The sequence below is a fragment of the Sulfitobacter sp. AS59 genome, from assembly GCF_038899995.1.
Lineage (GTDB): Bacteria > Pseudomonadota > Alphaproteobacteria > Rhodobacterales > Rhodobacteraceae > Sulfitobacter.
Window position 1 is genome coordinate 227,661 of the sequence record NZ_JBBMQK010000004.1, and the last position, 23,141, is coordinate 250,801.

The window sequence follows — 23,141 nt, forward strand, 5'->3', positions numbered from 1 at the left end:
GTTTTTGCGCAGTGTTTTCAAAACTTCCGATAGCACAAGGCCGCCGCATGGAGAACCAGACAGCTGATATCGAATGGAAAGAAAACGGCGTTCCGGTGTCGACCAAATTTGATGATCCCTATTTCAGTCTCGAGGACGGTGTCGCGGAAACCCGCCATGTGTTTTTGCAAGGCAATGACCTGCCCCGCAGGTTCCGCGACGGGTTTCGCATTGGTGAATTGGGGTTTGGCACGGGCCTGAATTTGCTGGTGGTCTGGGACGCTTGGGTGCAGTCGGGTCAGCGCGGCACGCTCAGCTTCACCTCGTTCGAGGCCTATCCGATGTCGCGTGAAGACATGGCGCAGGCGCACCAAACCTTTCCCGATTTTGATGGCAGGCGCGACGCTTTGCTGAACGCCTGGAGGCCAGAGGGTGGCGAAATGTCATTTCCTGGGCTTGAGGTGAATGTGATCATTGGTGACGCGCGCCAAACCGTGCCGCGCTGGCACGGCTTGGCCGATGCGTGGTTCCTTGATGGGTTTTCGCCTGCCAAAAACCCCGAGCTATGGGAGCCTGACTTGCTGCATGACATATACCGGCACACGGGGCCGTTCGGAACGGCGGCGACCTATACGGCGGCGGGGGCAGTCCGACGGGCGCTGGAGGCGGCGGGTTTCGCGGTGCAACGCACCCAAGGGTATGGCCGTAAACGCCACATGACACAGGCGGTGCGCACATGAGCCGCGCCACCAACAAAGCGGCCGCATTGGCCCAATCGAACAACATCCCGCTTGGCATCACCTTGATGGTGCTGACGACCTTTGTCTTTGCGGTCCAAGACGGACTGTCGCGGCATTTGGCGTCGGAATACAACGTGATGATGGTGGTGATGATTCGTTATTGGTTCTTTGCCGCCTTTGTGATCGCCATTGCCAAGCGGCATGCGGGCGGTCTGCGCGCTGCGGCCAAGACCAGCCAGCCGGTTCTACAAGCCATCCGCGGGCTGCTGCTGGCAGCCGAGATTTGCGTGATGATTGTTGCCTTTACCATCCTTGGACTGGTGGAAAGCCATGCGGTCTTTACCTGTTATCCGCTGTTGGTCGCGGCGCTGTCTGGCCCCGTTCTGGGCGAAAGCGTCGGCTGGCGGCGGTGGTCGGCGATTGGTGTGGGGTTCATCGGCGTTTTGATCATTCTGCAACCGGGCATGAATGTCTTTAACCCAGCTGCAATCATCCCGCTGATCGCGGCGGCCATGTTTGCGGTTTACGGCCTGCTGACCCGCTATGTGGGCCGCAAGGACAAAACCGCAACCAGCTTTTTCTGGACGGGGGTCACGGGATCAATCGCGATGACAGCGGCGGGGATCTGGTTCTGGGAACCGATGATCGCCACCGACTGGATATTCATGGGCTGCCTGTGCATCACTGGGGTGACCGGTCATTGGTTGCTGATCCGCTGTTACGAGGTCGCCGAGGCTAGCGCGGTTCAACCCTTTGCCTATCTGCAACTGGTCTTTGCCAGCATCATCGGCATCAGCATCTTTGGCGAGGACGTGCGCACCAATGTGGCCGTTGGTGCGGCGTTGATTGTGGCGGCAGGGCTATTCACCTTTTGGCGTGAAAGACAGCAGCGTTGAGCCGATCAGCTCCTCGGTAAAGGGGCGCGGCAAGGGGTCTTTGCCAAGCCGCGCGCGATAGACGGGCAAGCTTTCGGTGACGCGCATGACATAGTTCTGGGTTTCGCGAAACGGGATCATCTCGATCCAGTCGACGATATCAATGTCGCCTTCGCGCGGATCGCCATAGGTATCCATCCAGCGTGCGGGGCGGGTTGGGCCGGCGTTATAGGCGGCAGACATCATAACGACGTTGCCGTTAAACCGTTTCGCCATTTGTGACAGGTATTCCGACCCCAGTCGCGCATTATGATCTGGGTCGGCGGTCAGCCGGTCCGTGGTGTGTAAATCGCTGATCCCCAGATCCCGCGCCACATCATCTGCGGTGCCCGGCATTAATTGCATCAATCCACGGGCCCCCACATGGCTTTGCACGACGGGGTCAAATTCGCTTTCGCGCCGGGCAATGGCCAGCACCATTTCTGGGGCCATGTTCAGGTCCAGCTTGATTGCGGGGTGCAGCGGGTAATAGGGCGCGGCAATCGTAATGCCACGCTGTGCAACCCGCTTGCCGATCATCACTGCCAGATGCGGTTGTTTCATATCAATCGCGGCCTGACCCAGCAGGGCGGCATCATCTTCGATCAACTGCTCTGCCAGATGGGTCCAAAACCGCTCTGCCAGGCTCAACTCTCCAGACGCTTGCAACAACATTCCCGCTTGAAACAACGGCGCGCGGGCCAAAGCGGAGCTGCGCCAATCCTGCGTTGGTTTTTCCCCCGCCAATGTTTGATCAAAGGGCAATCCGCCCCGTTCTGCTGCCAGTAATCCATAGAACGACGACTGAAATTTCGCCCCTTGGGCATAGGCCTTGGCGGCCCCTTCCGCATCGCCCATGGCCTGCAGGGCGCGTCCTTGCCAATAACCTGCGCGCCCTTGGCTGATTGGGGATTCTACGGCACCGTCATGCGCCTTGAAATGGGTCAAAGCGCGCCTGGGATCGTTAAGGAACCGCAGTGCGATATAGCCAGACAGCCATTCAAGATCGGCGAAATTTGATCCGCTCTCAAGAAAATGCTGCGATGCCATTTGGTAGGCGCGCTTGGGGTTGCCATTGCGCATGTCATCGCGTGCCAGTGCACGGCGACGGTTTGCCCACGCCTCTGGCTGACCAAGGGCGTCGGCGCTGATGGATTGGTACAGCAACAAATCTTTGGCGCTGTCTTCGAACCCTTTGCGGATACGCCATTCAAATCGGTCTTTTTGCAGGCCCGGGTCACCACCCATGCGGGCGGGCAGGGCATTGATCAGTTTATTCACGTCGTCCTGGCGGTTTTGCAGGGCAATGCGGGTTTCAGCCAGTGAGCGATCAGCGCCACCCACCAGATCAAACATTTGCCGCGCGCCTGCGTGATCGCCCTGCCAAAGCAGTTCATCCAGACGGGCAGCATGATGGGGTTTTAGCAAAGGTTCATGGGCAGTGATAAACAAGGCTTGTGAAACCGCGTCCATCGGCATTGTGCGCCACGCAAGAACAAGCCGTGCATCCGCCTCACCCGAACGCCCCGCGTTCCTAAGGGCGGTTGCATGGCCAAGCACCCCGATGGGCGTTTGCGGGGGCCGACCTGCAAAGAACGCAAGCACAGCCGCGTCACCATGGGCGACCACGGCATCTTCGGATTTCATGCGCAGATAAGGCTCTCCCGGCCAGTCTGGGCGACGCTTTAGAAAGGCCATGACATCTTCGTAAGTCCCCAGACCGGCGCGCAGGCGGTGCCATTCGACGATATCTTTGGCCACTGCACCATCACGCTGTGCAATACGCGCTGCATTGTCCCAATTGCCCGCCCGGACAGCGTCCATCGCCCATCCCAGCGGGCGCGGGCGCTCCGCCAGTGCCGGGAACGCAAGGGTGAATAGCAGTATCAGCGTCAGGGCGGCGCGTGTCATCTCTTGCATTTCCTAGTGATCAAAGGCTACAGCCATGCAGCATACTGTAAGGCGGGTGGGTTTCAACTCACGTTGCCGCCAATCAGCAACCGGGCGCCTGCCCAGCAACGCAAGAAAAGGAGCGTGCATATGTTACAAGGTTCTCTGCCTGCACTCGTCACGCCGTTCATGAACGGCGCGCTGGATTTGGACACGCTCAAGAAACTGGTTGAGTGGCACATCGCCGAGGGATCGAACGGGCTGGTGCCTGTTGGTACCACCGGTGAATCGCCCACGCTGACCCATGCCGAACATGAAACCGTCGTCGCCGAAGTGGTTAAGGCCGCTGCCGGGCGTATCCCTGTTGTCGCAGGCGCGGGATCGAATAACACAATTGAAAGCATTCGTTTGGCCAAGCACGCCGAAAGCGTCGGGGCTGATGCGGTGCTGGTGGTGACGCCATACTATAACAAGCCGACCCAAGCGGGGCTGATCGCGCATTTCACCGCGATCCACGAAGCCTGCGGTTTGCCGATCATCATCTATAACATTCCCGGCCGTTCGGTTGTGGACATGATGCCCGCGACCATGGCCGAGCTGGCCAAGTTGTCGCGCATCATCGGTGTCAAGGATGCGACCGGTGATCTGGCGCGGGTCTGTGACCAACGGATGCTGTGCGGGCCTGATTTCATCCAGCTTTCGGGCGAAGATGCCACAGCACACGGGTTCAACGCCCAAGGCGGCGTTGGATGTATTTCGGTAACGGCGAATGTCGCGCCCAAGCTAATCAGCCAGATGCAGGCGCATTGCCTTGCGGGTGATTATGCCGCTGCGTTGAAAATTCAGGATGCTTTGATGCCATTGCACAAGGCGATCTTTACCGAGCCGGGCTTGGTCGGTGTGAAATACGCGATGGCCCAGCTGGGTTTGTGTTCGGACGAGGTGCGTTTGCCGCTGGTGCCCCTGACGGATGGAACCAAGGCATTGGTAAATGCCGGTCTGCGTCACGCCGGATTGATGAACTAATACACGCAGTTTTTAGACTATGGCGGCGCGAGGTGTAATCTCACCCTGCGCCGCCATTTTAACGTTTGCCGTAATACAATCCGACCACATGTTCCGCTTGGGCAAAGAACAGCCAGCGGGCGGTTAACACGCCTGCCACATGCGCAAGAACCGCTAACCCACCAGCGGCATGTGAAAACGGGATCAGCAGCAGGATGACCGGCAATATGGTCATCAGCAGCAAGGCAATAACGCGCAGCTTGAAAGCATGTTTGCGCCCGATCACATAGACAAATTCTCGCAATAGATAATTGGTGCCGGTGTGCGGCGGCTCGAACGCGCGTACGGTGCCGATCTGACCCAATTGCGTCGCCGTAGCGAGGGTGGTGCCCGAGGCCGCAAAGCGTGTGTCGCCGATGATCCACGTCGCCAGTTGAATGCCGCCCGCGATGACGATCAGCCACAGCGCCCAAGTGACTTGCCCTGCCAGCAATGCGCCGCCCGCAATGGAAAGCGACAGAAAATTCAACGGGGTCAGGGGGCTGTGCCAACGTGGGATCGTCTTGAGCTGCGTGTAAATCATCGAGGTGGTGAAGACGGTGCCAAGTGACAGCACGCCCCCCAGAACGCCGATAACGCGCCAGTGCTGGTCTAGGAACACGGCCCCGCCCCCGTAAACCGCCATCAGCAGCAACGCTGCCACGGCGCAGATCGCCTCGCGGCTGAGCCAGCTGGTTTTCCACTGGCTGAACGCCTTGAGCGCGCGTTCGGGGCGGCCCAGATGGAAGGTGGACGCGATCAGCCCACCAACGGCGAGCAGATAGGCGATGGCGAAAAAGACGAAAGCCACAACGCCGGTCGGCGAGGGCCAGCCCAGTCCCAGCCAAAACAACAGCCCGAACCCAAGCCCGGAAAATACGCTGAAAAATATGACGGAAGGTGCAGGGTGCATCAGAGCCTATCCAAAGTACGGTCAAGCCAGCCAAGGAACCCTTTGGGTTCTTGGTCTATCGGGGCGAGGAAGGGGGCAAGCACATCAATTTCAGGCATTTGATCTTTGGGCCGGGGGGGCAGGTATTTGTTGACCGGCTTGGTGCCTTGTTCGGGCATCAGATCAACGCCGCCGCGCTCCGCGACCAACTGGCTGACGTCGCTATCTGGGTCGCCTAAGTCCCCAAAATGTCGTGCGCCCGACGGGCAAGTGCGCACACAGGCGGGAATGCGGTCTTCCTCGGGCAGGTTGTCGTTATAGATGCGGTCAACGCAGAGGGTACATTTCTTCATCACGCCAGCGGCTTGGTCCAACTCGCGCGCGCCGTAGGGACAGGCCCACGCGCATAACCCGCAACCGATGCAATCGCTTTCATTGACCAGCACGATCCCGTCTTCACTGCGCTTGTAGCTGGCCCCGGTGGGGCAGACAGTGACGCAAGGCGCGTCCTCGCAATGCAGGCAGGATTTGGGGAAATGGACCAGCTGCGCGGGGCCAGTGTCGGGCTGGACCTCGTAACTGTGCACGCGGTTCAGGAAAGTGCCCGAGGGGGCCGCGCCATAGGCGTCTTGGTCAGACAGCGGCGCGCCATAGTTTTCTGTGTTCCACCCTTTGCACGAGATCACGCAGGCGTGGCAGCCGACACAGGTATCCAGATCGATCACGAGGCCGAGTTTTTTCTGTGTTGTTTTTGGCAGTTCGGTCATGTGCGGTTTGCTTTGCTGGTGGCGGAGTGGGGGCCAGCCCCCATGCCCCCGGGATATTTAAGAGCCAGAGAAGGGGTTATCTGGATTTCCACGCGATGTTTTTCGGTGCGGCTGGGACGGGTGATTTTTGTCTGGGAGTGACGGGTTTGGATTCGGTCGGGGCGGTGGTTTTCTCGATCTTGACTTTGAGGTCGAACCAAGCGGCCTGGCCTGTGATCGGGTCCGAGTTGGACCAGCGCAGGCCGTCGCCCTTGGGCGGCAGGAGCTCATGGATCAGGTGGTTCAGTAGGAAGCCTTTGGTTGCTTCGGGTGCGGCATCGTCGAGGGCCCAAGCGCCTTTGCGTTTGCCGATGGCGTTCCATGTCCAGACGGTGTTTTCGTTCAGCGCGGCCATTTCGAGGACTGGCACGGTGATCTGTCCATGTGGGGATGTCACACAGGCCCAGTCGCCGTCTTGCAAGCCGTTTTCGCGCATCAGTTTGGTTGGCAGGTACAGCGGGTTGTGGCCGTGGATCTGGCGCAGCCATGCGTTTTGACTGCCCCAGCTGTGGTACATCGCCATGGGCCGTTGGGTAAGGGCGGTGATGGTGAAACCCTCGTTGCCCTGTTGGTCGGTCTCGTACCAGATCGGCAGCGGTGACATCGTCTGTTTGATCTGGTCGCGCAAGTGGTCTGGGGGCTGGCGATCGCCGTGGCCTTCGGCGGCCAGCTGAAAGCGGCGCAAGGGTTCGACATAAAGCGAAAACAGATAGGGTTGGGGCGCATCAAAAAGGCCGGTTTCCACGGCCCAATCTTGGTAGGCGTTGTTCCAAGGTTTATAGTACTGCGCGCCATCGGGAATGTGGTGGGTGAAGAAGCCGCCGTTCTGGATATAGCGGTCCAGCTGGTCGGGGTTCGGAGCGCCGCGCCCGACTTGGGTGCCATCCGTTCCGCGAAAACCGGCGAGCGGGCCGATGCCGGGGCGGCGTTCGTGGTTAACGATATAATCGGCGTAATCCGCATATTTTTGCGCGCCCGTTTCGGTGATAAAACCGGGCAGGCCAAGCCGCGCGCCAAGATCACAGAGCACCGATTGAAAGCCGCGCACGTCGCGGTCGGGTTCGACAACCGGCCAGCGGATTGCATCGGCTGCGGCGTCAGCCTCGCAAATCGGGCGGTCCAGCAGGCTGATACAATCGTGACGTTCCAGATAGGTCGTATCTGGCAGGATCAGATCGGCAAAGGCCACCATTTCGGAGGAATAGGCGTCGGAGTAGATGATGCGCGGGATGACATAGTCGCCGTTGTCATCTTTGTCGGTCAGCATTTTCATGACGCCGCCGGTGTTCATCGACGAATTCCACGACATGTTGGCCATATACATGAACAGCGTATCGATTTTATACGGGTCACCCGCATGGGCGTTCGAGATCACCATATGCATCAAGCCGTGGGCGCTCATCGGGTTTTCCCAAGTGAAGGCTTTGTCGATGCGCACGGGGCTGCCGTCATCCTTTAGCGCCAGATCGTCGGGGCCTTGGACAAAGCCCAGATGCGGGCCGTCGAGCGGTTGGTCGGGCGTCACGCCGCAATGGGGTTTGGGATGGGCCGTGGCGGGTTTGGGGTAGGGTGGTTTGAAACGAAAGCCGCCGGGGACCTCGACCGTGCCGAGGATGATTTGCAACATATGCAGCGCGCGGCAGGTCTGAAAACCATTGGCATGGGCGGAAATCCCGCGCATGGCGTGGAACGACACGGGCCGGCCAGTCATGGTCTTGTGCACATCACCACGGAAGTCGGTCCATTCATGGTCCAGCTCGAATGCCTCTTCAAAGGCGACGCGGGCGATTTCGGCGGCGATGGCGCGGATGCGGGGCGCGGGAATGCCGCAGCGGTCGGCGACCGCTTCGGGGGCGTGATCGTCGCTTAGGTATTTTTCGGCCATGTGGTGGAAAACGGGGCGATGGGTGACGCCATTGACGACATGGGTCGCGGATAAATCGGGGCGCACACCGGGTTTGTCAAAGGCGGTCAGCTTGCCCGTGTTGCGGCAGATCACCTGTTGTTTGCCATCAACATCGCGCAGGAATAGTCCGTGCTGGTCCGACGTGGGATCGCCATTGACCAGCACCGGCGCATCGGTGAACCGAGCGAGGTAGTCCAGATCCATGCGCCCCGCCTTCATCAGGCAATGCACCATCGACAGGATAAACAGCCCGTCCGTGCCCGGCGTAATGCCGACCCAATCATCCGCCACGGCGTTATATCCCGTTCGGATCGGGTTCACGCCGATGACCCGCGCGCCGCGCGCTTTGATCTTGCCGATGCCCATTTTGATGGGGTTACTGTCGTGATCTTCGGCCACGCCGAATAGCATAAACAGCTTGGTGTGGTCCCAATCGGGTTGGCCAAATTCCCAGAACGCGCCGCCCATGGTGTAGATACCAGCCGCTGCCATATTGACGGAGCAGAAGCCGCCGTGCGCTGCATAGTTTGGTGTGCCGAAATTCTGTGCCCAGAACGAGGTGAAGCTTTGCGATTGATCGCGGCCCGTAAAGAACGCCAGCTTTTCAGGTGCTTTGGCGCGCAAGGGCGCAAGCCAATCGGTCGCGATCTGCAACGCCTCGTCCCATTCGATTTCCTCGAATTCACCTGACCCGCGTTCGCCTACACGCTTTAGTGGTTTGCGCAGTCGGGCGGGCGCGTTGTGTTGCATGATGCCCGCGCTGCCCTTGGCACACAGCACGCCCTTGTTGATGGGGTGGTCGCGGTTGCCCTCGATATAGGCGACCTTCATGTCGCCATCAGCGTTGGTTTTCATATGCACGTTGATGCCGCAGCGGCAGGCGCACATATAGCAAGTCGTCTTGCTAATTTCGTCCGAAACGGGTGGGCTAAGGTCAAGAACGGGTTGCTTATGCATCATTCTTGCTCTCTTTGATCAGCGTTCAGAAGGGTGCGGGCGTCGCGAGCGATCTGAATTTCTTCCTGCGCCTCAACGGTATAGCTGGGAAAGTTTCCCATCCATGAAAGCTTGTCAAGAATGCCGTTCCGAATGCGGGCCGAATTTTCACCGATGCCACCGGTAAAGGCCACAGCATCCAGCCCACCCATGGCCGCAATCATGGACCCGGCCTGTCGCCCGGCCCAATAGCAGAAATGATCGATGGCAAAGGCCGCTTTCGGGCTGTCGCTGTTTTCCAGCTTGCGCATGTCTGAGCTAAGGCCAGACAGGCCGAGCAGGCCGGATTGATGTTGTAGCAAGGTATCAGTCTCATCCAGCCCTAACTGCCCGACAAGGCGTAGTACGGCACCTGCGTCAATCTCGCCGACCCGCGTGCCCATGGTTAGGCCGGACAACGGAGAGTAACCCATCGTTGTTGCCACGCTTTGCCCGTCAAGGATCGCGCAAAGCGACGCGCCGTTGCCCAGGTGGCAGGCCAGCAATCGTTTCGGCAGTGTGCCGCTTTGCTGGGGCAGGGCGCGCACAAGGGCGGCATAGCTGGTGCCGTGAAAACCGTAGCGTTGCAGACCCTGCAGGTCGGGCCGGTCAGGCAAGGCATAGCGGCGGGCGACGTCGGGGATCGTGGCATGAAACGCCGTGTCGAAACTGGCGCATTGCGGCAGGTCGGGCGCAAGGGCCGCGACCGCGTCAATCGCTGCGAGATGATGCGGGTTGTGCAGCGGGGCAAGCGGGACGCAGTCCGCGATGGCTTGGCGAACCTGCGGCGTGATGCGGCTGGCTGCGGTCAGCGTGGTGCCGCCATGGACCACGCGGTGCGCGACAGCACGTAACGAGGTGAGAGAGATGCCTTGTTGCGTCAACGCGGCAAAAATCGCGGCAAGCGCTGCGGCATTGTCGGGCAGGTCGGCGGGTGCAGCCGCCGACCCGATTTTGACGGCACCTGTGACGCCGATGCCCGTGGCCTCGACCCGCAGGATTTCGTTCAGGTTATCGTCAAACAGGGCCGTCTTGATCGACGACGACCCTGCATTCATCACAAGGATATGGCTGTCAGGCACGTGCTAGACCGTCTGCGGGCGCATGTCATCTTTGCTGATACCCGCAACCGACACAGGTTTCTTCATCGCATCGCGGCGGAAGGGTTCACCCAGCTCTTGGTTGATCATCGCCTCGATCAGGGTGGTTTTGCCGTGGTGCATCTGATCATCGATCGCCTTGTTCAGTGCGGCGGTTAGTTCGTCCATATTGCGGGCGATGACACCTTGCAGGCCACAAGACTGCGCGATCCCGGCATAGGATACATCTTCGTCCAGCTCGGTCCCGACAAAGTTGTCATCGAACCACAGGGTCGAATTGCGCTTTTCCGCGCCCCATTGATAGTTGCGGAAAACCACTTGGGTTACCGCGGGCCACTCCCCGCGACCGATCGCCGTCAGCTCGTTAACCGAAATGCCGAATGCACCATCACCGGCGAACCCCACGACAGGGACATCACGACAGCCGATCTTGGCCCCCACGATAGCAGGCAATCCATAACCGCAAGGGCCGAACAGGCCGGGGGCAAGGTATTTGCGGCCCTCGTCAAACGACGGATAGGCATTGCCGATGGCGCAGTTGTTACCGATGTCGGACGAGATGATGGCATTGGCAGGCAGCGCCGATTGGATCGCACGCCACGCCATGCGGGGGCTCATCCAGTCGGGTTTATCCGCACGCGCGCGTTCGTTCCAGCTGGTGCCGGGATCGTCGTCTTCGTGGTCCATGCCGGACAGTTGTTGTGCCCATTTCGATTTGGTCGCGCCAATGGTGGCTTTGCGATCCTCGCGCCCTTCGTCGCCAGCGGTGCCGGACAGGTTTTCCAGCAGCGCAGTCGCGACTTTGGTTGCATCGCCGACAATACCGACGCTGACCTTTTTGGTCAGGCCGATGCGGTCTGGGTTGATGTCGACCTGAATGATTTTCGCATCGGCTGGCCAGTAGTCCATGCCATAGCCGGGCAGCGTCGAAAACGGGTTCAACCGGGTGCCAAGGGCCAGCACGACATCGGCTTTCGCGATCAGCTCCATCCCTGCTTTGGACCCGTTATAGCCCAAGGGGCCCGCGAACAGGGGGTGCCCGCCCGGGAAAGCATCGTTATGTTGATAGCCGACGCAAACAGGTGCGGACAGGCGTTCGGCCAGCAGCTTGCTCGCCTCGATCCCGCCTTGCGCCAGCACCACGCCAGCGCCGTTCAGGATCACGGGGAATTTGGCATTCGACAGCAGCTTTGCCGCTTTGGCGATGGCCACTTCGCCGCCTGAAGGGCGTTCAAACGCGACAATCGCGGGCAGATCGATGTCGATGACTTGGGTCCAGAAATCACGCGGCACGTTGATCTGCGCCGGGGCTGACGCACGTTTGGCCTGCATGATCACGCGGTTCAGCGTCTCAGCGATGCGCGACGGGTCGCGGACTTCTTCTTGATAGGCGACGCAATCGGCGAACAGGTTCATCTGTTCCATCTCTTGAAAGCCACCTTGGCCGATGGTCTTGTTCGCGGCTTGGGGTGTCACCAAAAGGCAGGGCGTGTGGTTCCAATAGGCGGTTTTCACAGCCGTCACGAAATTGGTGATGCCCGGACCGTTTTGCGCGATCATCATCGACATCTTGCCGGTCGCGCGGGTAAAGCCGTCGGCCATCATGCCGGCGCTGCCCTCGTGGGCGCAATCCCAGAACGTAATACCCGCATCGGGGAAAATGTCAGAGATCGGCATCATCGCGGACCCGATAATCCCAAACGCGTTGTCGATGCCATGCATCTGAAGGGTTTTCACAAAAGCTTCTTCGGTGGTCATCTTCATGTCTGGGGGCATCCTTGGCGGTGATTTTGAGTTGTCTGCACAGTAGGGGTTGGGGCAGGTACGGGTTAGGGCCAGCAAGGGGTGCTGGATAAGGCCAGTTTAGCCCATGTCGCGAATTTCTTGGGCAACATGGGCAATGCCAGCCGCGATCTGGGCGGACGGGATCGACGAATAGGCCAGCCGGTAATAATTTTGCGGCGGGGCGTCGCCATTAAAAAACGGCGCGCCGGGTTCGATCAGCACGGATTTTGCCCGCAGCCGCATGGCCAGATCATCGGTGCGGAGATGGTCGGGCGCACGCATCCAAAAGGAAGATCCGCCATAGGCACCGCGCCCCGCGATTTGCAGATCATTGGCCTTGATCGCGTCCTCCATCACCGTGCGGCGGTCGTGCAAGGTATTGCTCATCCGGCGAACCAGCGCGTCATAGTGGCCAAGCGATAGGAAATAGGCGGCAGTGCGTTGGATGTGCCCCGGCGGGTGGCGCAGCACAGAGGCACGCAGGGCGCGTGCCTCGCGAATAAACGGCTCGGACCCGACTAGGTATCCAAGGCGCAGGCCGGGGAACAGCGATTTGGAAAAGCTGCCCACATAGATCACACGCCCGTCCTGATCGAGCGACTTGAGCGACGGCGAGGGCGATTTCAGAAACGACATCTCGAACTCGTAATCATCTTCGACAATCAACGCGTCCAATGCGCTGGCCCTTTCCAGCAAGGCCCGCCGCCGTGCCATCGGCATGGTCGCTGTCGTCGGGCATTGGTGGCTGGGGGTGGTGAAAATCACATCGGTATCATCAGGGATCGCGTCGGGAATTAACCCTTCGTGGTCCACCTGCACGGGGGACACATGGCAGCGCGATTGCGTCAGGATATCGCGAAGCGCAGGGTAACAGGGGTCTTCAAGCGCGGCGCGGCGCCGCTGTGTCAGCAAAACTTGGGCCGTCAGCCACAGCGCATTCTGCGCGCCAAGCGTGATCAATATCTGTTCAGGCCGCGCCGAGATGCCGCGCCGGGGCAGGGAATGGCGCGCGATGAATTCGATCAGCTTGGGGTCGTCTTGATCATAGTAATCGGTGGTGAGCGCTGTGAAATCGCGTTGTCCCAAGGCCTGCAGCGCGCAAAGCCGCCAATTTGCGTGATCAAATAGCGTTGGGTCCGCTTGGCCGTAGATAAAGGGATAGCGATACTTTCCCCAGTCTTGCGGTTTGACCGGCGTGACGCCGCCGCTGAACCGCTGGCCGATTGCGCGCGCCCAATCGACGGCGTCGGGCGTATCTGCGGCAGGGGTGAATTGTGGTGGGGCGGGCGCGTTTTCAGAAACGTAATAGCCTGACCGCCCCTTGGAGGTCAGATAATCATTTGCCAGCAGTTCAGTATAGGCAATCGTCACCGTAATGCGGCTGATCCCAAGATGGCGCGCCAAGCTGCGGGTGGAGGGTAGTTTTTCACCCGTGCCAAAGCGCCCGGTCAAAATCCCTTGGGCGATCATTTGCTGTATCTGCTGCTGCAGGGTGCCCTGTGCATCGGGATGCAGAAAGAATGTTTCAACGGGAAGCGCCATGGCATCAACCTAAGCTGGACTTAGGCGCGGCGCAATCTGGCATTACCCGATGGGGCAACGAAAAAGGCCCCGGCGCATGCCGAGGCCTGATTAAATGTCGGTTTGCTAAGCAAAAATGCTTATGGGCAAGCGGCCGTGTAACGCTGACCGGCAGAGTTTTGGTAAACGCACTGACCATTCGCGCCACGGCCAACATATGCGCCAGCAGCTGCACCAGCCAAGCCACCCAAAACAGCGCCTTTTGCGCGGTCGCTGTCGTTGGAAACGACGGCACCCAAGGCAGCACCCGCGGCGGCACCGGTCAAAGCGGATTGGTTTTGTGTGTCACAGGCGGCAACTGCGCCGAGCAGTGGCAGAATCAACAGAAACTTTTTCATGATATTCTCCAAGTTAGGTTCATAGGTTAAACGCAGCATGGCAGAAATAGTTCCAGCGTATTTTTAGCATCGGCAATAAATGGCTGAGCAAGCATGATGCGCCCCGTTTGTGGGCGCATCACATCACAAGGTGCCCTTAGCCGAACACGCGGCCCATTGCGTTATCAACCGCTGTGATGATTTCGTCGATATCATCTTTCTTGGCGATTAATGCTGGGCTGAAACACAGCGTGTTGTTCTTGCCCGGCAAGGACCGGTTGGTCGCCCCGATAATCACCCCTTGCGCCATACAATCGGCAACGACGGCCTGTACGAGTTTTTCAGCGACCGGCGCACGGGTGTTGCGGTCTTCGACCAGCTCTGCGCCCAGGAACAAACCTTTGCCGCGGACTTGGCCGATGGCCGGGTATTTGTCGGACAGCTCTTCCAGCTGCTCAAGCATATAGTGGCCCATATCGGTGGTGTTTTGCAGCAGGTTTTCGCGTTCAATGATCGCCATGTTTTCGATGCCCGCAGTGGGGCCAGCCGTACAGCCGCCAAAGGTCGAAATATCGCGGAAATAGTTCATCGGGTCGGCGGCATCATCCTTGAACATGTTGAACACCTCTTCGGTGGTCACAAGACAGGCGATGGCGGCATAGCCCGAGGCGACGCCTTTGGCCATCGTCACCATATCTGGCTTAATGCCGTAGTGCTGATAGCCGAACCATTCGCCGGTGCGGCCCACGCCGCAGACGACCTCGTCAATATGCAGCAGGATATCATATTTGCGGCAAATCTCCTGCACGCGCTCCCAATAACCATCAGGCGGGGTGATCACGCCGCCGCCAGCTGTTACGGGTTCAAGGCATAGCCCACCAACGGTATCTGGCCCTTCGGCAAGGATGACCTTTTCGATCTGATCAGCAGCCCAAACGCCATAGTTTTCATCGGGCGCGCCTTCTTGTTCGAATTTGCGATATTCAAGGCAATGGGGCACGCGCACAAAGCCATCGGTGAAGGGGCCGTATTGCGCATTGCGTTCGTCCTGCCCGCCCGCCGACAGACACGCGATTGTCGTGCCATGATAGTCGCGGTCGCGGTACAGGATCTTGTGCTTTTTGCCGCCATAGCGCTTGTGCGCGATCTGGCGGACCATCTTAAAGCCCTTTTCGTTTGCTTCGGAGCCCGAGTTGCAATAGTAAACGCGGCTCATCCCCGGCATTTTCTCGATCAGCTTTTCGGCAAAGATCGACCCCGGGATCGACCCGGCAGAACCCGCAAAATAGTTCAGCTTGATCAGCTGGTCGCGCACGGCGTTGGCAATGCTTTCGCGGCCATAGCCGACGTTAACGGTCCACACGCCGCCCGACACGGCATCCAGATGCTCTTTGCCTTTTTGATCCCAGACCCGCATGCCTTTGCCCTCGACAATGATGCGGGGATCGGTGGTTTCATAGGGTTTATGCTGGCTTAGGTGGTGCCAGATATGGGCGCGGTCAACCTCTACAATACGAGAGATATCGTTCTCATTGAATGTACCGTCCATTGGCTGACCTTTCGAACATGAGGAGAATAAGGGCGTAGGTATACAGCCCTGTTTGATATGACATCATCGTAAATGGAAGCTGTGCTGTAGGGCCAGTCGGTACCTATCTTTAGGTCCACATGGCAGGTCGTGCATCGAATTACCGCTAATAACAGCTATGCGATGGCGTTTTCTTTGTAAGAAAACGGGCCGGAATTTTTCAAAAATTCCGGATGGTTTCGCGAGGTTTGGGCGTTATTTGAGCACGCGGATAAAACCCGCGTGCTCAACTGCATCTTATTTAGGACGGAAGCTGCTTTTGGCGCGTTTTGGTGCACCTTCGCCGCCTTTTGGACGGCCAGCGGGTTTGCCGCCTTTTGGCTTGCCGCCCGCTTGGCCCAGCTTGTTTGGTGGCACAAAACGTTTCGACGGATCAGAGGCGCGTGCCTTGAACGGCTTATCTGCCGCTGGTTTCGCATCACCGCGCGGGGCGTCGGATTTCTCTTTTTTCCAAACGGCTTTTGATTTTGGCTTACCTGCTGGTTTGTCAAAGGCGTCAGGCTTCGGGTTCGACTTTGGTTTGGGCGCGGCACCGGGCTTCATCGGGCTGCGTTCAGTCTTGTGCGACTTTGGCGGACGTTCGCCTTTGGGCGCGCGCGGTTTGTCGAACTTTGGTTTGTCGCCGCGTGGCTTTTCACTGTAGGCAACAGGCGCTTCAGTGTTCTCGGCGCGGGGTTTACGCGGTTCTCTCGGTGCATCGGGATCATAGGCCGGACGCGGTGCGCGTTCAGGACGAGGGCCGCGATCTGGCCGTGGACCACGATCAGGCTTGGGCCTGCGGCCGCCGGGTTTCGGGCCGCGCGACAGGTCAGGTGCCTTGTCCAGTTTGGTGACAATCGCGTCGTCTTCGACTTTCATGTCGGGGCCAAGCGCATTGGTGAATTTCGCCTCGGACTTTGCGAGGATCTCCACGAATGTATGGCTGGGCTGTACGCGGATCGCGCCCACGTCATCCTTGGTCAGATCGCCCATACGGCAAATCATCGGCAGGATGGTGCGTGGTTCGGCGTCCTGGTTGCGCCCGACCGAGATCGAGAACCACACAGACGGACCAAAGTCGCCACGCGGTTTTTCATCGGCAGGTGTTCCGGGTTCGGCCAATTGTTCGGGTGCCGATTGACGCGCGCGGTAAAGGTTCACAAACGCTGTCGCCAATTGTTCGGCGCTGAACTGTTCAACCAGATTGGCAACGAAACCAGCCGCATCATCAGGGATCGGATCAGACCATGCGGAATCGGCCAGCAAACGCTTTTCGTCTTCGGCATTTACTTCTTCGGCCGAGGGCGGGTTGGCCCATTCGACTTTCAGCTTGGCACCACCGATCAGGCGGTTGGCTTTGCTGCGCAGTTTCGCAGGAACGATCAGTGCTGACACACCTTTGCGTCCCGCGCGGCCGGTCCGGCCAGAACGGTGCAGCAACGTGTCAGAGTTTGACGGCAGATCTGCGTGGATCACCAGTTCGAGGTTTGGCAAATCGATACCGCGTGCCGCAACATCTGTCGCGATACAGACACGGGCGCGGCCATCGCGCAGCGCTTGCAACGCGTTGGTACGCTCAGATTGCGACAGCTCGCCCGACAGCGCCACCACCGAGAATCCCCGGTTGGTAAAGCGTGTGGTCAGACGCGCAACGGCTGCGCGGGTGTTACAGAACACGATGGCATTTTTCGCCTCGTAGAACCGCAGCACGTTGATAATCGCGTTTTCCGTGTCGCGCGGGTGCACGGTCAGGGCGCGGTATTCGATATCGGTGTGCTGCTTGGCCTCGCCGATGGTTTCAACACGCTGTGCATTGCGTTGATACGATTTCGCCAGCTTGGCAATCGCCGAAGGGACCGTCGCCGAGAACAGCAAGGTGCGGCGTTCTTCGGGGGCTTCCGACAGAATGAACTCAAGCTCGTCGCGAAAGCCGAGGTCCAGCATTTCGTCGGCTTCGTCCAGCACCACGGCGCGGATGTCCGACAGGTTGATGTTATTGCGTTTGATGTGGTCGCACAGGCGGCCCGGCGTGGCGACAACGACATGTGCACCACGGTCCAGTGCACGGCGTTCGGTGCGCGTGTCCATGCCGCCCACACAGGTGGTGACGACAGCGCCGGCAGGGCCATAAAGCCATGTCAATTCGCGGCTGACCTGCATGGCGAGTTCACGGGTGGGGGCAATGATCAGCGCAAGGGGTGCGCCAGCATGGCCAAATTTTTCGGAGCCGCCAAGCAAGGTTGGCGCGATGGCCAGACCAAAACCAACGGTCTTGCCTGATCCGGTTTGTGCCGATACCAAGAGGTCAGCGTCGGCAAGGGCCGGATCGGTGACCGCCTGTTGTACGGGTGTAAGTGTCTCATAGCCTTGTTTGGCAAGCGCGTCTGCGATGGTTTGGATCAACGGTAAGTCCTGACTGAATAAAAAGGGCGGCAAAAATGCGCGCGGCACGGCAATGGCGCGCACGCCAGCCGAGTGTTGCCGCCGTCCCTAATCGCTTGTGTCTGGAATGTACATGACTTTGTCAAAAGCGGTGAATTCTAGGCGTGACGCCGCTTTTTTAGTTGGATGAAGCCAAGCAGGGTCTTCGTGATGCCCCGATTGTACCAGCGCATCACGATCTTTAGGGGGGCAGTTAGCTGCCGCGCGCCATCAGTGCAAAGACCGGTTTGGCCGCCGCACGCGTATCCGGGTGAAGATTGTCGTCGGGGTAGATGAAGCCATTGACCGGATAGACCCGGCCATATGAATCCGTTTGGCTTTCCAACCGTACAGCGGACCAGTCGTTGCGCGGCGATACGTCTATGACGCTCATCTGAAGGGAGATTTTATTGCGCTTCCAGTTTGCGTGGTCGACCAGAACCTCGCGCGGTGACACCACCTTGGAAACCACGGCGACATGGCCCATCGGGTTCCGGCGGGTTGCCTTGAACGCCATGACAGCACCGGTCGAGGGGTCTTTGCCCCGGGTATATTGCCCCTTGGCCTTGGTCCACCAGGTATTTGCATTGCCGCGGATATTCACACCGCTGGCGTTGCGGGCGAAAGGAACGCACCAAACGCGCTGCCCTTGCGATTGCAATGTACGCACTTCGCGAATCGCAATGGCGTGAAGCTCGGGGTTAATGCCCGCCGATGAAATTGTGCGCAGCCCCGAGGGCGATTGCGCACAGCCAGCTGCAAAGAGCAGGCCCAAACATAGAAATGGAATGCCGAGTTTTTTCGATAAGGCGTGTTTCACGCTCATTTTTTGCTGCCCTCAATGGTTGTCTAAGACTTAGCGTCACTGTCCCGGCGACGCAGGGGGAGCTTTGACGATTTGAGGTAGAAATCAAAGCGCTGTGTTAACCAACGGCAGAAATCCGCCAGTTTTATTACAAATTGTCAATCAACGGGAACCGGCTGTAACCCACCAATTTGAATGATCAAATCTAAAACCTCGGTAATGCCTTGATCCGTTTTCATCGCGGCAAAGACAAAGGGGCGTGCGCCGCGCATCCGTTTTGCATCGCGGTCCATCACCTCGAGCGACGCACCCACATAGGGCGCGAGGTCGGTTTTGTTGATGATCAGAATGTCGGATTTCGTGATTGCCGGGCCGCCCTTGCGGGGGATTTCTTCGCCTGCGGCGACGTCGATCACATACAAGGTGATATCTGCCAGTTCGGGGCTGAAGGTCGCAGACAGGTTGTCGCCGCCCGATTCAATCAAGATGCAGTCCAGATCGGGATGGCGTTCCTGCATCCGCGCCACAGCCGCCAGATTGATCGACGCATCCTCGCGAATGGCGGTATGCGGGCAGCCGCCGGTTTCGACGCCGATGATTCTGTCTTGGGGCAGCACCTGCATCCGCATCAGGGCTTCGGCGTCTTCTTGGGTGTAGATGTCATTGGTGATCACGCCGATTGACCAGCGGTCGCGCATGGCACGGCACAGCGCTGCCGTCAGCGTGGTTTTTCCTGCGCCCACAGGTCCACCAATTCCGATCCGCAGAGGGCCATGGGGTGAGGTCATGTTTGGAACATCCTTGAGTAAAGCGTTTCATGTTGCATCGACGCAATGTCGGCCAGAAAGCAGGCGCTGCCGATGTCGTCGATGGTTTGGGTCAGGGCCGTTTCGACCGTTTGCTGGCACAGGGGGGCAAGGGCCGTGATCACGCGTTGCCCATCGGTCTGGCCCAAAGGCACGGCACGGATTGCGGCAGAGACTAGCGCGCTGATAAAAGCGTGTAGGAACATCTGCGCGGCGTCGCGTACGGGTAACCCCTGCGCTGCGCAGGCCGCGCCGAAGGCGACGGGCAGCGTGAGGTCCGGCAGGTCATGGCCCCAGACGTCATTCACCACCCTCACAAATGCAGCGCCTTGTTGTGTGGTCTCGGATAGCCGCTCTGACGATGGGGCAAGGGCCCGCGCCAGCGCATCCACCTCGGTCAACCCCTCACCAGCAAAGCCAGCGTTTAGAAGGATCGCATCGGTCCGGCCAGCACCGTGGGCGATGATATCGCCCAGCCACGCTTGCAGCGAAGCGGCGTCATGGATGGTGCCATCATGCACGGCCATCTCAAGCCCGTGGCTATAGCTGAACGCGCCAATTGGGAAACTGGGCGACAGCCATTGGGCCAACGTGATGATGTCTTGGGTCTGCATTAATGGGCGTGGCTATGGGTGCGCCCGTGGCCATAGGCACCGCCTTCGGGAAGGAAGGGTTCGGACACATCGCGCAGGGTCGCGCCCAGCTTGCCCAGCATGTCGCGGATCACGTGATCGTTCTGGATCAATAGCCGTGTCGGTTCGACCTGACAGGGGCAGTGCCGGTTACCAATATGCCACGCCAGCCGCACCAGATCGTCACCGGTGATTTCCAGCAGCGCTTCCTCGGCCGCGATGACTTCGACCAGTTTGCCGTCTTCCAATAGAAACGCATCCCCGTGGTTCAGGGATTCCGTGTGAGGCAGATCAACGAGGAACCCTTGATCACGGGTGGTCGTCAGGCGCTTGCGGCGCAAGAACCGGTCGTCATAGGTTAGAACGCAACTGTCATCTGCGTCGTCCCAGTGGCCGCTGCGTTTGATGGTATGGGCGGGGGAAAGATCGGTCATATCTAGGCCTTAAAACATGAAATAGCGTTGTGCCATCGGCAGGGTTTCGGCGGGTTCGCAGGTTAGCAATTCGCCATCCGCGCGCACCTCGTAGGTTTCTGGGTTCACCTCGACCTTGGGGGTGGCAGAGTTGTGGATCAGATCAGATTTGCCGATGTTGCGGGTGTTTTTGACGGCGATGGTTTGCTTGGACAGGCCAAGGCTGTCACGCAGCCCGTTTGATTGCGCGGCTTCGGAAATGAACGTGACTGCGCAGTGTTGAAGCGCGCTGCCGTAGGCCCCGAACATGGGGCGCGTGTACACGGGTTGCGGCGTCGGGATCGACGCATTCGGATCGCCCATTTGCGCCACGACGATCATGCCCGACATCAACACCATCTCGGGTTTCACACCAAAGAAGGCAGGGTTCCACAACACCAGATCAGCCTTTTTTCCGACCTCAATCGACCCGATCTCGCGGCTGACGCCATGGGCAATCGCGGGGTTTATCGTGTATTTTGCGATATAGCGTTTGACGCGGAAGTTGTCGTTGTCGCCGGTTTCCTCGGGCAGACGTCCGCGTTGTTTGCGCATCTTGTCGGCGGTTTGCCATGTCCGGATCAACACCTCGCCCACACGGCCCATCGCCTGACTGTCGGATGCGATGATCGAGAACGCGCCGATGTCATGCAAGATATCTTCGGCCGCGATCGTTTCGCGGCGGATGCGGCTTTCGGCAAAGGCGACATCTTCGGGGATGGATTTATCAAGGTGGTGACAGACCATGAGCATATCGAGATGCTCTTCCAATGTGTTCACCGTGAAGGGACGCGTCGGGTTGGTGGACGATGGCAAGACGTGCTCTTCACCACAAATCTTGATGATGTCTGGCGCGTGACCACCGCCTGCGCCCTCGGTGTGGAAGGCGTGGATGGTCCGGCCTTTCATGGCGGCCAATGTGTGTTCGACAAAACCGGATTCGTTCAGCGTATCGGTGTGGATCATTACCTGCACATCCATGTCATCGGCGACACTTAGGCAGCAATCAATCGCGGCAGGGGTGGTGCCCCAATCCTCGTGCAGTTTCAGCGAACAGGCCCCGCCGTTCACCATCTCGACCAGCGCGCCGGGCTGGCTGGCGTTGCCCTTGCCCGACAACCCGATGTTCATCACCACACCGTCCATCGCCTGTAACATGCGCCCGATGTGCCACGGACCGGGGGTACAAGTGGTGGCCAGCGTGCCATGTGCCGGACCGGTGCCGCCGCCGAAACAGGTGGTCACGCCGGAATGCAGCGAATCCTCCATCTGCTGGGGCGCGATAAAGTGGATGTGGCTGTCGAAGCCTCCTGCGGTCAGAATGCGGCCCTCGCCCGCGATAATCTCGGTCCCCGGTCCGATGATAATATCGACATTGGGCTGGGTGTCAGGGTTGCCGGCCTTGCCGATCCCCGCGATGCGCCCGTCTTTCAGCGCGACATCCGCCTTGTAGATGCCCGAATGATCCACGATCAGCGCGTTGGTAATCACGGTGTCGACCGCCCCATTCGCCCGCGTGACCTGAGATTGCCCCATCCCGTCGCGGATCACCTTGCCGCCGCCGAATTTAACCTCTTCGCCATAGGTCGTCAGGTCGCGCTCGACCTCGATGATCAGATCGGTATCGGCAAGCCGCAGACGGTCGCCCGTGGTGGGGCCATACATGGCAGCATATTCAGAGCGGGGCAGTTTGGTGGTCATGGTCGATCTCTTTCCTTGTTGCGCGTTAAAGCGCGCCCATCACAGCGGCGTTGAAACCGAAAACTTTGCGGTCGCCTGCGAGCGGGATCAGGTTCACCTCGCGGCGCTGGCCGGGCTCAAATCGCACAGCGGTGCCTGCGGCGATGTCCAAACGGCAGCCGTGGGCGGCGGTGCGGTCGAAATCCAGCGCGGGGTTGGTTTCAGCAAAATGGTAGTGGCTGCCGACTTGCACGGGGCGGTCGCCCGTGTTGGCTACCATCAGGGTGATTGCGTCGCGCCCGTCGTTCAGGGTGATGTCCCCCTCGGCGCAGAAAACTTCGCCGGGGATCATTTGCGGGCCGCCGCTTTGGCTTTGACGCGGGCGCGCAGGGCGAGTGCGGCGGCGGTGCCGATTACGGCCAGTCCCATGAATACGGGCATCCATTCAGCGCCGTGCGGTGCGATGTGTAACCCCGGATGCGCCACCGCGGGAGAGGCCAAAAGCAAAGCGGGCAGGATCATCAGTTTCTTCATATCGGGGCCTTTCTAGCGGATAGGATTGTGGACGGTGACCAGCTTGGTGCCGTCGGGAAATGTGGCTTCGACTTGAACGTCGTGGATCATCTCGGGGATGCCTTCCATACAGTCGTCGCGGGTGATGACTTGGGCACCGGCTTGCATCATGTCGGCAACGCTGCGGCCATCGCGCGCGCCTTCGACCACGGTATCGGTGATCAGGGCGATCGCTTCGGGGTGGTTCAGCTTTACGCCACGGGCAAGGCGCTTGCGCGCGACCTCGGCCGCCATGGCGATCAGCAGTTTGTCTTTTTCACGGGGGGTTAGCTGCAT

21 protein-coding genes are annotated in these 23,141 nt (G+C 59.3%); 3 read left to right on the forward strand and 18 right to left on the reverse strand.

Translation table 11 applies throughout. From position 1 onward, the window contains the following. Positions 1-47: 47 nt before the first annotated feature. Both mnmD and WNY39_RS11225 read left to right on the forward strand, forming a co-directional pair. A complete protein-coding gene (gene mnmD, locus WNY39_RS11220) occupies positions 48-719 on the forward strand; it encodes a tRNA (5-methylaminomethyl-2-thiouridine)(34)-methyltransferase MnmD (RefSeq protein WP_342845638.1) in 672 nt (223 codons plus the stop codon). Then, positions 716-1,615, forward strand: coding sequence for a DMT family transporter (locus WNY39_RS11225; protein ID WP_342845639.1), 900 nt, complete (start codon positions 716-718; stop codon positions 1,613-1,615). The genes mnmD and WNY39_RS11225 overlap by 4 nt, the downstream gene beginning before the upstream one ends. Here the strand turns inward: WNY39_RS11225 and WNY39_RS11230 are convergent. After that, entirely contained in the window at positions 1,580-3,553 is a 1,974-nt protein-coding gene (locus tag WNY39_RS11230) for a transglycosylase SLT domain-containing protein (RefSeq protein WP_342845640.1), read from the reverse strand. The genes WNY39_RS11225 and WNY39_RS11230 overlap by 36 nt on opposite strands. Before the next feature lie 120 nt (positions 3,554-3,673). Here WNY39_RS11230 and dapA point away from each other — a divergent pair, with 120 nt between their 5' ends. Next, positions 3,674-4,549, forward strand: coding sequence for a 4-hydroxy-tetrahydrodipicolinate synthase (dapA, locus tag WNY39_RS11235; RefSeq protein WP_342845641.1), 876 nt, complete (start codon positions 3,674-3,676; stop codon positions 4,547-4,549). Between the two features lie 58 nt (positions 4,550-4,607). On the opposite strand, the gene WNY39_RS11240 is transcribed toward dapA, so the two are convergent. The 17 genes from WNY39_RS11240 to WNY39_RS11320 form a co-directional block, all read right to left on the reverse strand. Then, positions 4,608-5,480: a DmsC/YnfH family molybdoenzyme membrane anchor subunit gene (locus tag WNY39_RS11240; protein WP_342845642.1), complete on the reverse strand. Its 873-nt coding sequence runs from the start codon at positions 5,478-5,480 to the stop codon at positions 4,608-4,610. Beyond that, positions 5,480-6,226 (reverse strand): 4Fe-4S dicluster domain-containing protein, encoded by a 747-nt coding sequence (locus tag WNY39_RS11245; protein ID WP_342845643.1) that lies wholly within the window; start codon positions 6,224-6,226, stop codon positions 5,480-5,482. Before WNY39_RS11245 ends, WNY39_RS11240 begins: the two co-directional genes overlap by 1 nt. 76 nt (positions 6,227-6,302) lie before the next feature. Continuing rightward, positions 6,303-9,131, reverse strand: coding sequence for a molybdopterin oxidoreductase family protein (locus WNY39_RS11250; RefSeq protein ID WP_342845644.1), 2,829 nt, complete (start codon positions 9,129-9,131; stop codon positions 6,303-6,305). Next, complete coding sequence (locus WNY39_RS11255; RefSeq protein WP_342845645.1) at positions 9,128-10,228, reverse strand: acetate/propionate family kinase; 1,101 nt, start codon at positions 10,226-10,228, stop codon at positions 9,128-9,130. The genes WNY39_RS11250 and WNY39_RS11255 overlap by 4 nt, the downstream gene beginning before the upstream one ends. Positions 10,229-10,231: 3 nt before the next feature. Then, positions 10,232-12,010, reverse strand: a complete 1,779-nt coding sequence (xsc, locus tag WNY39_RS11260) for a sulfoacetaldehyde acetyltransferase (RefSeq protein WP_342845646.1) — start codon at positions 12,008-12,010, stop codon at positions 10,232-10,234. Positions 12,011-12,109: 99 nt separating this feature from the next. Continuing rightward, the gene (locus WNY39_RS11265; protein ID WP_342845647.1) at positions 12,110-13,573 is read right to left on the reverse strand and encodes a PLP-dependent aminotransferase family protein; all 1,464 of its coding nucleotides are present in this window, start codon (positions 13,571-13,573) and stop codon (positions 12,110-12,112) included. 119 nt (positions 13,574-13,692) lie between these two features. Beyond that, the gene (locus tag WNY39_RS11270; protein ID WP_341233178.1) at positions 13,693-13,950 is read right to left on the reverse strand and encodes a glycine zipper 2TM domain-containing protein; all 258 of its coding nucleotides are present in this window, start codon (positions 13,948-13,950) and stop codon (positions 13,693-13,695) included. Between the two features lie 136 nt (positions 13,951-14,086). Continuing rightward, the gene (locus WNY39_RS11275; protein ID WP_342845648.1) at positions 14,087-15,478 is read right to left on the reverse strand and encodes an aminotransferase class III-fold pyridoxal phosphate-dependent enzyme; all 1,392 of its coding nucleotides are present in this window, start codon (positions 15,476-15,478) and stop codon (positions 14,087-14,089) included. A 276-nt stretch (positions 15,479-15,754) separates the two neighbouring features. Next, positions 15,755-17,899, reverse strand: a complete 2,145-nt coding sequence (locus WNY39_RS11280; protein WP_342845649.1) for a DEAD/DEAH box helicase — start codon at positions 17,897-17,899, stop codon at positions 15,755-15,757. A gap of 232 nt (positions 17,900-18,131) precedes the next feature. Beyond that, positions 18,132-18,743 carry a CHAP domain-containing protein gene (locus WNY39_RS11285; protein WP_342845650.1) on the reverse strand — a complete coding sequence of 204 codons (612 nt, stop codon included), beginning with the start codon at positions 18,741-18,743 and terminating at the stop codon, positions 18,132-18,134. 137 nt (positions 18,744-18,880) lie between these two features. Then, positions 18,881-19,510, reverse strand: a complete 630-nt coding sequence (gene ureG, locus WNY39_RS11290) for an urease accessory protein UreG (protein ID WP_342845651.1) — start codon at positions 19,508-19,510, stop codon at positions 18,881-18,883. Next, a complete protein-coding gene (locus WNY39_RS11295; protein WP_342845652.1) occupies positions 19,507-20,142 on the reverse strand; it encodes an urease accessory protein UreF in 636 nt (211 codons plus the stop codon). Before WNY39_RS11295 ends, ureG begins: the two co-directional genes overlap by 4 nt. After that, a complete protein-coding gene (locus WNY39_RS11300; protein WP_342845653.1) occupies positions 20,142-20,594 on the reverse strand; it encodes an urease accessory protein UreE in 453 nt (150 codons plus the stop codon). The genes WNY39_RS11295 and WNY39_RS11300 overlap by 1 nt, the downstream gene beginning before the upstream one ends. Positions 20,595-20,603: 9 nt before the next feature. Beyond that, entirely contained in the window at positions 20,604-22,313 is a 1,710-nt protein-coding gene (gene ureC / locus WNY39_RS11305) for an urease subunit alpha (RefSeq protein WP_342845654.1), read from the reverse strand. 25 nt (positions 22,314-22,338) lie between these two features. After that, positions 22,339-22,644 carry an urease subunit beta gene (locus tag WNY39_RS11310; RefSeq protein ID WP_341233186.1) on the reverse strand — a complete coding sequence of 102 codons (306 nt, stop codon included), beginning with the start codon at positions 22,642-22,644 and terminating at the stop codon, positions 22,339-22,341. Then, positions 22,641-22,826, reverse strand: coding sequence for a hypothetical protein (locus tag WNY39_RS11315; protein ID WP_342845655.1), 186 nt, complete (start codon positions 22,824-22,826; stop codon positions 22,641-22,643). Before WNY39_RS11315 ends, WNY39_RS11310 begins: the two co-directional genes overlap by 4 nt. A 12-nt stretch (positions 22,827-22,838) precedes the next feature. Continuing rightward, the gene (locus tag WNY39_RS11320) at positions 22,839-23,141 is read right to left on the reverse strand and encodes an urease subunit gamma (RefSeq protein ID WP_341233188.1); all 303 of its coding nucleotides are present in this window, start codon (positions 23,139-23,141) and stop codon (positions 22,839-22,841) included.

What these genes read in the sequence shown, in the direction of transcription:
- mnmD (WP_342845638.1), top strand. Translation starts at nt 48, where the DNA reads ATGGAGAACCAGACAGCTGATATCGAATGGAAAGAAAACGGCGTTCCG.
- WNY39_RS11225 (WP_342845639.1), top strand. Translation starts at nt 716, where the DNA reads ATGAGCCGCGCCACCAACAAAGCGGCCGCATTGGCCCAATCGAACAAC.
- WNY39_RS11230 (WP_342845640.1), bottom strand. Translation starts at nt 3,553, where the DNA reads ATGCAAGAGATGACACGCGCCGCCCTGACGCTGATACTGCTATTCACC.
- dapA (WP_342845641.1), top strand. Translation starts at nt 3,674, where the DNA reads ATGTTACAAGGTTCTCTGCCTGCACTCGTCACGCCGTTCATGAACGGC.
- WNY39_RS11240 (WP_342845642.1), bottom strand. Translation starts at nt 5,480, where the DNA reads ATGCACCCTGCACCTTCCGTCATATTTTTCAGCGTATTTTCCGGGCTT.
- WNY39_RS11245 (WP_342845643.1), bottom strand. Translation starts at nt 6,226, where the DNA reads ATGACCGAACTGCCAAAAACAACACAGAAAAAACTCGGCCTCGTGATC.
- WNY39_RS11250 (WP_342845644.1), bottom strand. Translation starts at nt 9,131, where the DNA reads ATGATGCATAAGCAACCCGTTCTTGACCTTAGCCCACCCGTTTCGGAC.
- xsc (WP_342845646.1), bottom strand. Translation starts at nt 12,010, where the DNA reads ATGAAGATGACCACCGAAGAAGCTTTTGTGAAAACCCTTCAGATGCAT.
- WNY39_RS11265 (WP_342845647.1), bottom strand. Translation starts at nt 13,573, where the DNA reads ATGGCGCTTCCCGTTGAAACATTCTTTCTGCATCCCGATGCACAGGGC.
- WNY39_RS11270 (WP_341233178.1), bottom strand. Translation starts at nt 13,950, where the DNA reads ATGAAAAAGTTTCTGTTGATTCTGCCACTGCTCGGCGCAGTTGCCGCC.
- WNY39_RS11275 (WP_342845648.1), bottom strand. Translation starts at nt 15,478, where the DNA reads ATGGACGGTACATTCAATGAGAACGATATCTCTCGTATTGTAGAGGTT.
- WNY39_RS11285 (WP_342845650.1), bottom strand. Translation starts at nt 18,743, where the DNA reads ATGAGCGTGAAACACGCCTTATCGAAAAAACTCGGCATTCCATTTCTA.
- ureG (WP_342845651.1), bottom strand. Translation starts at nt 19,510, where the DNA reads ATGACCTCACCCCATGGCCCTCTGCGGATCGGAATTGGTGGACCTGTG.
- WNY39_RS11295 (WP_342845652.1), bottom strand. Translation starts at nt 20,142, where the DNA reads ATGCAGACCCAAGACATCATCACGTTGGCCCAATGGCTGTCGCCCAGT.
- WNY39_RS11300 (WP_342845653.1), bottom strand. Translation starts at nt 20,594, where the DNA reads ATGACCGATCTTTCCCCCGCCCATACCATCAAACGCAGCGGCCACTGG.
- ureC (WP_342845654.1), bottom strand. Translation starts at nt 22,313, where the DNA reads ATGACCACCAAACTGCCCCGCTCTGAATATGCTGCCATGTATGGCCCC.
- WNY39_RS11310 (WP_341233186.1), bottom strand. Translation starts at nt 22,644, where the DNA reads ATGATCCCCGGCGAAGTTTTCTGCGCCGAGGGGGACATCACCCTGAAC.
- WNY39_RS11315 (WP_342845655.1), bottom strand. Translation starts at nt 22,826, where the DNA reads ATGAAGAAACTGATGATCCTGCCCGCTTTGCTTTTGGCCTCTCCCGCG.
- WNY39_RS11320 (WP_341233188.1), bottom strand. Translation starts at nt 23,141, where the DNA reads ATGCAGCTAACCCCCCGTGAAAAAGACAAACTGCTGATCGCCATGGCG.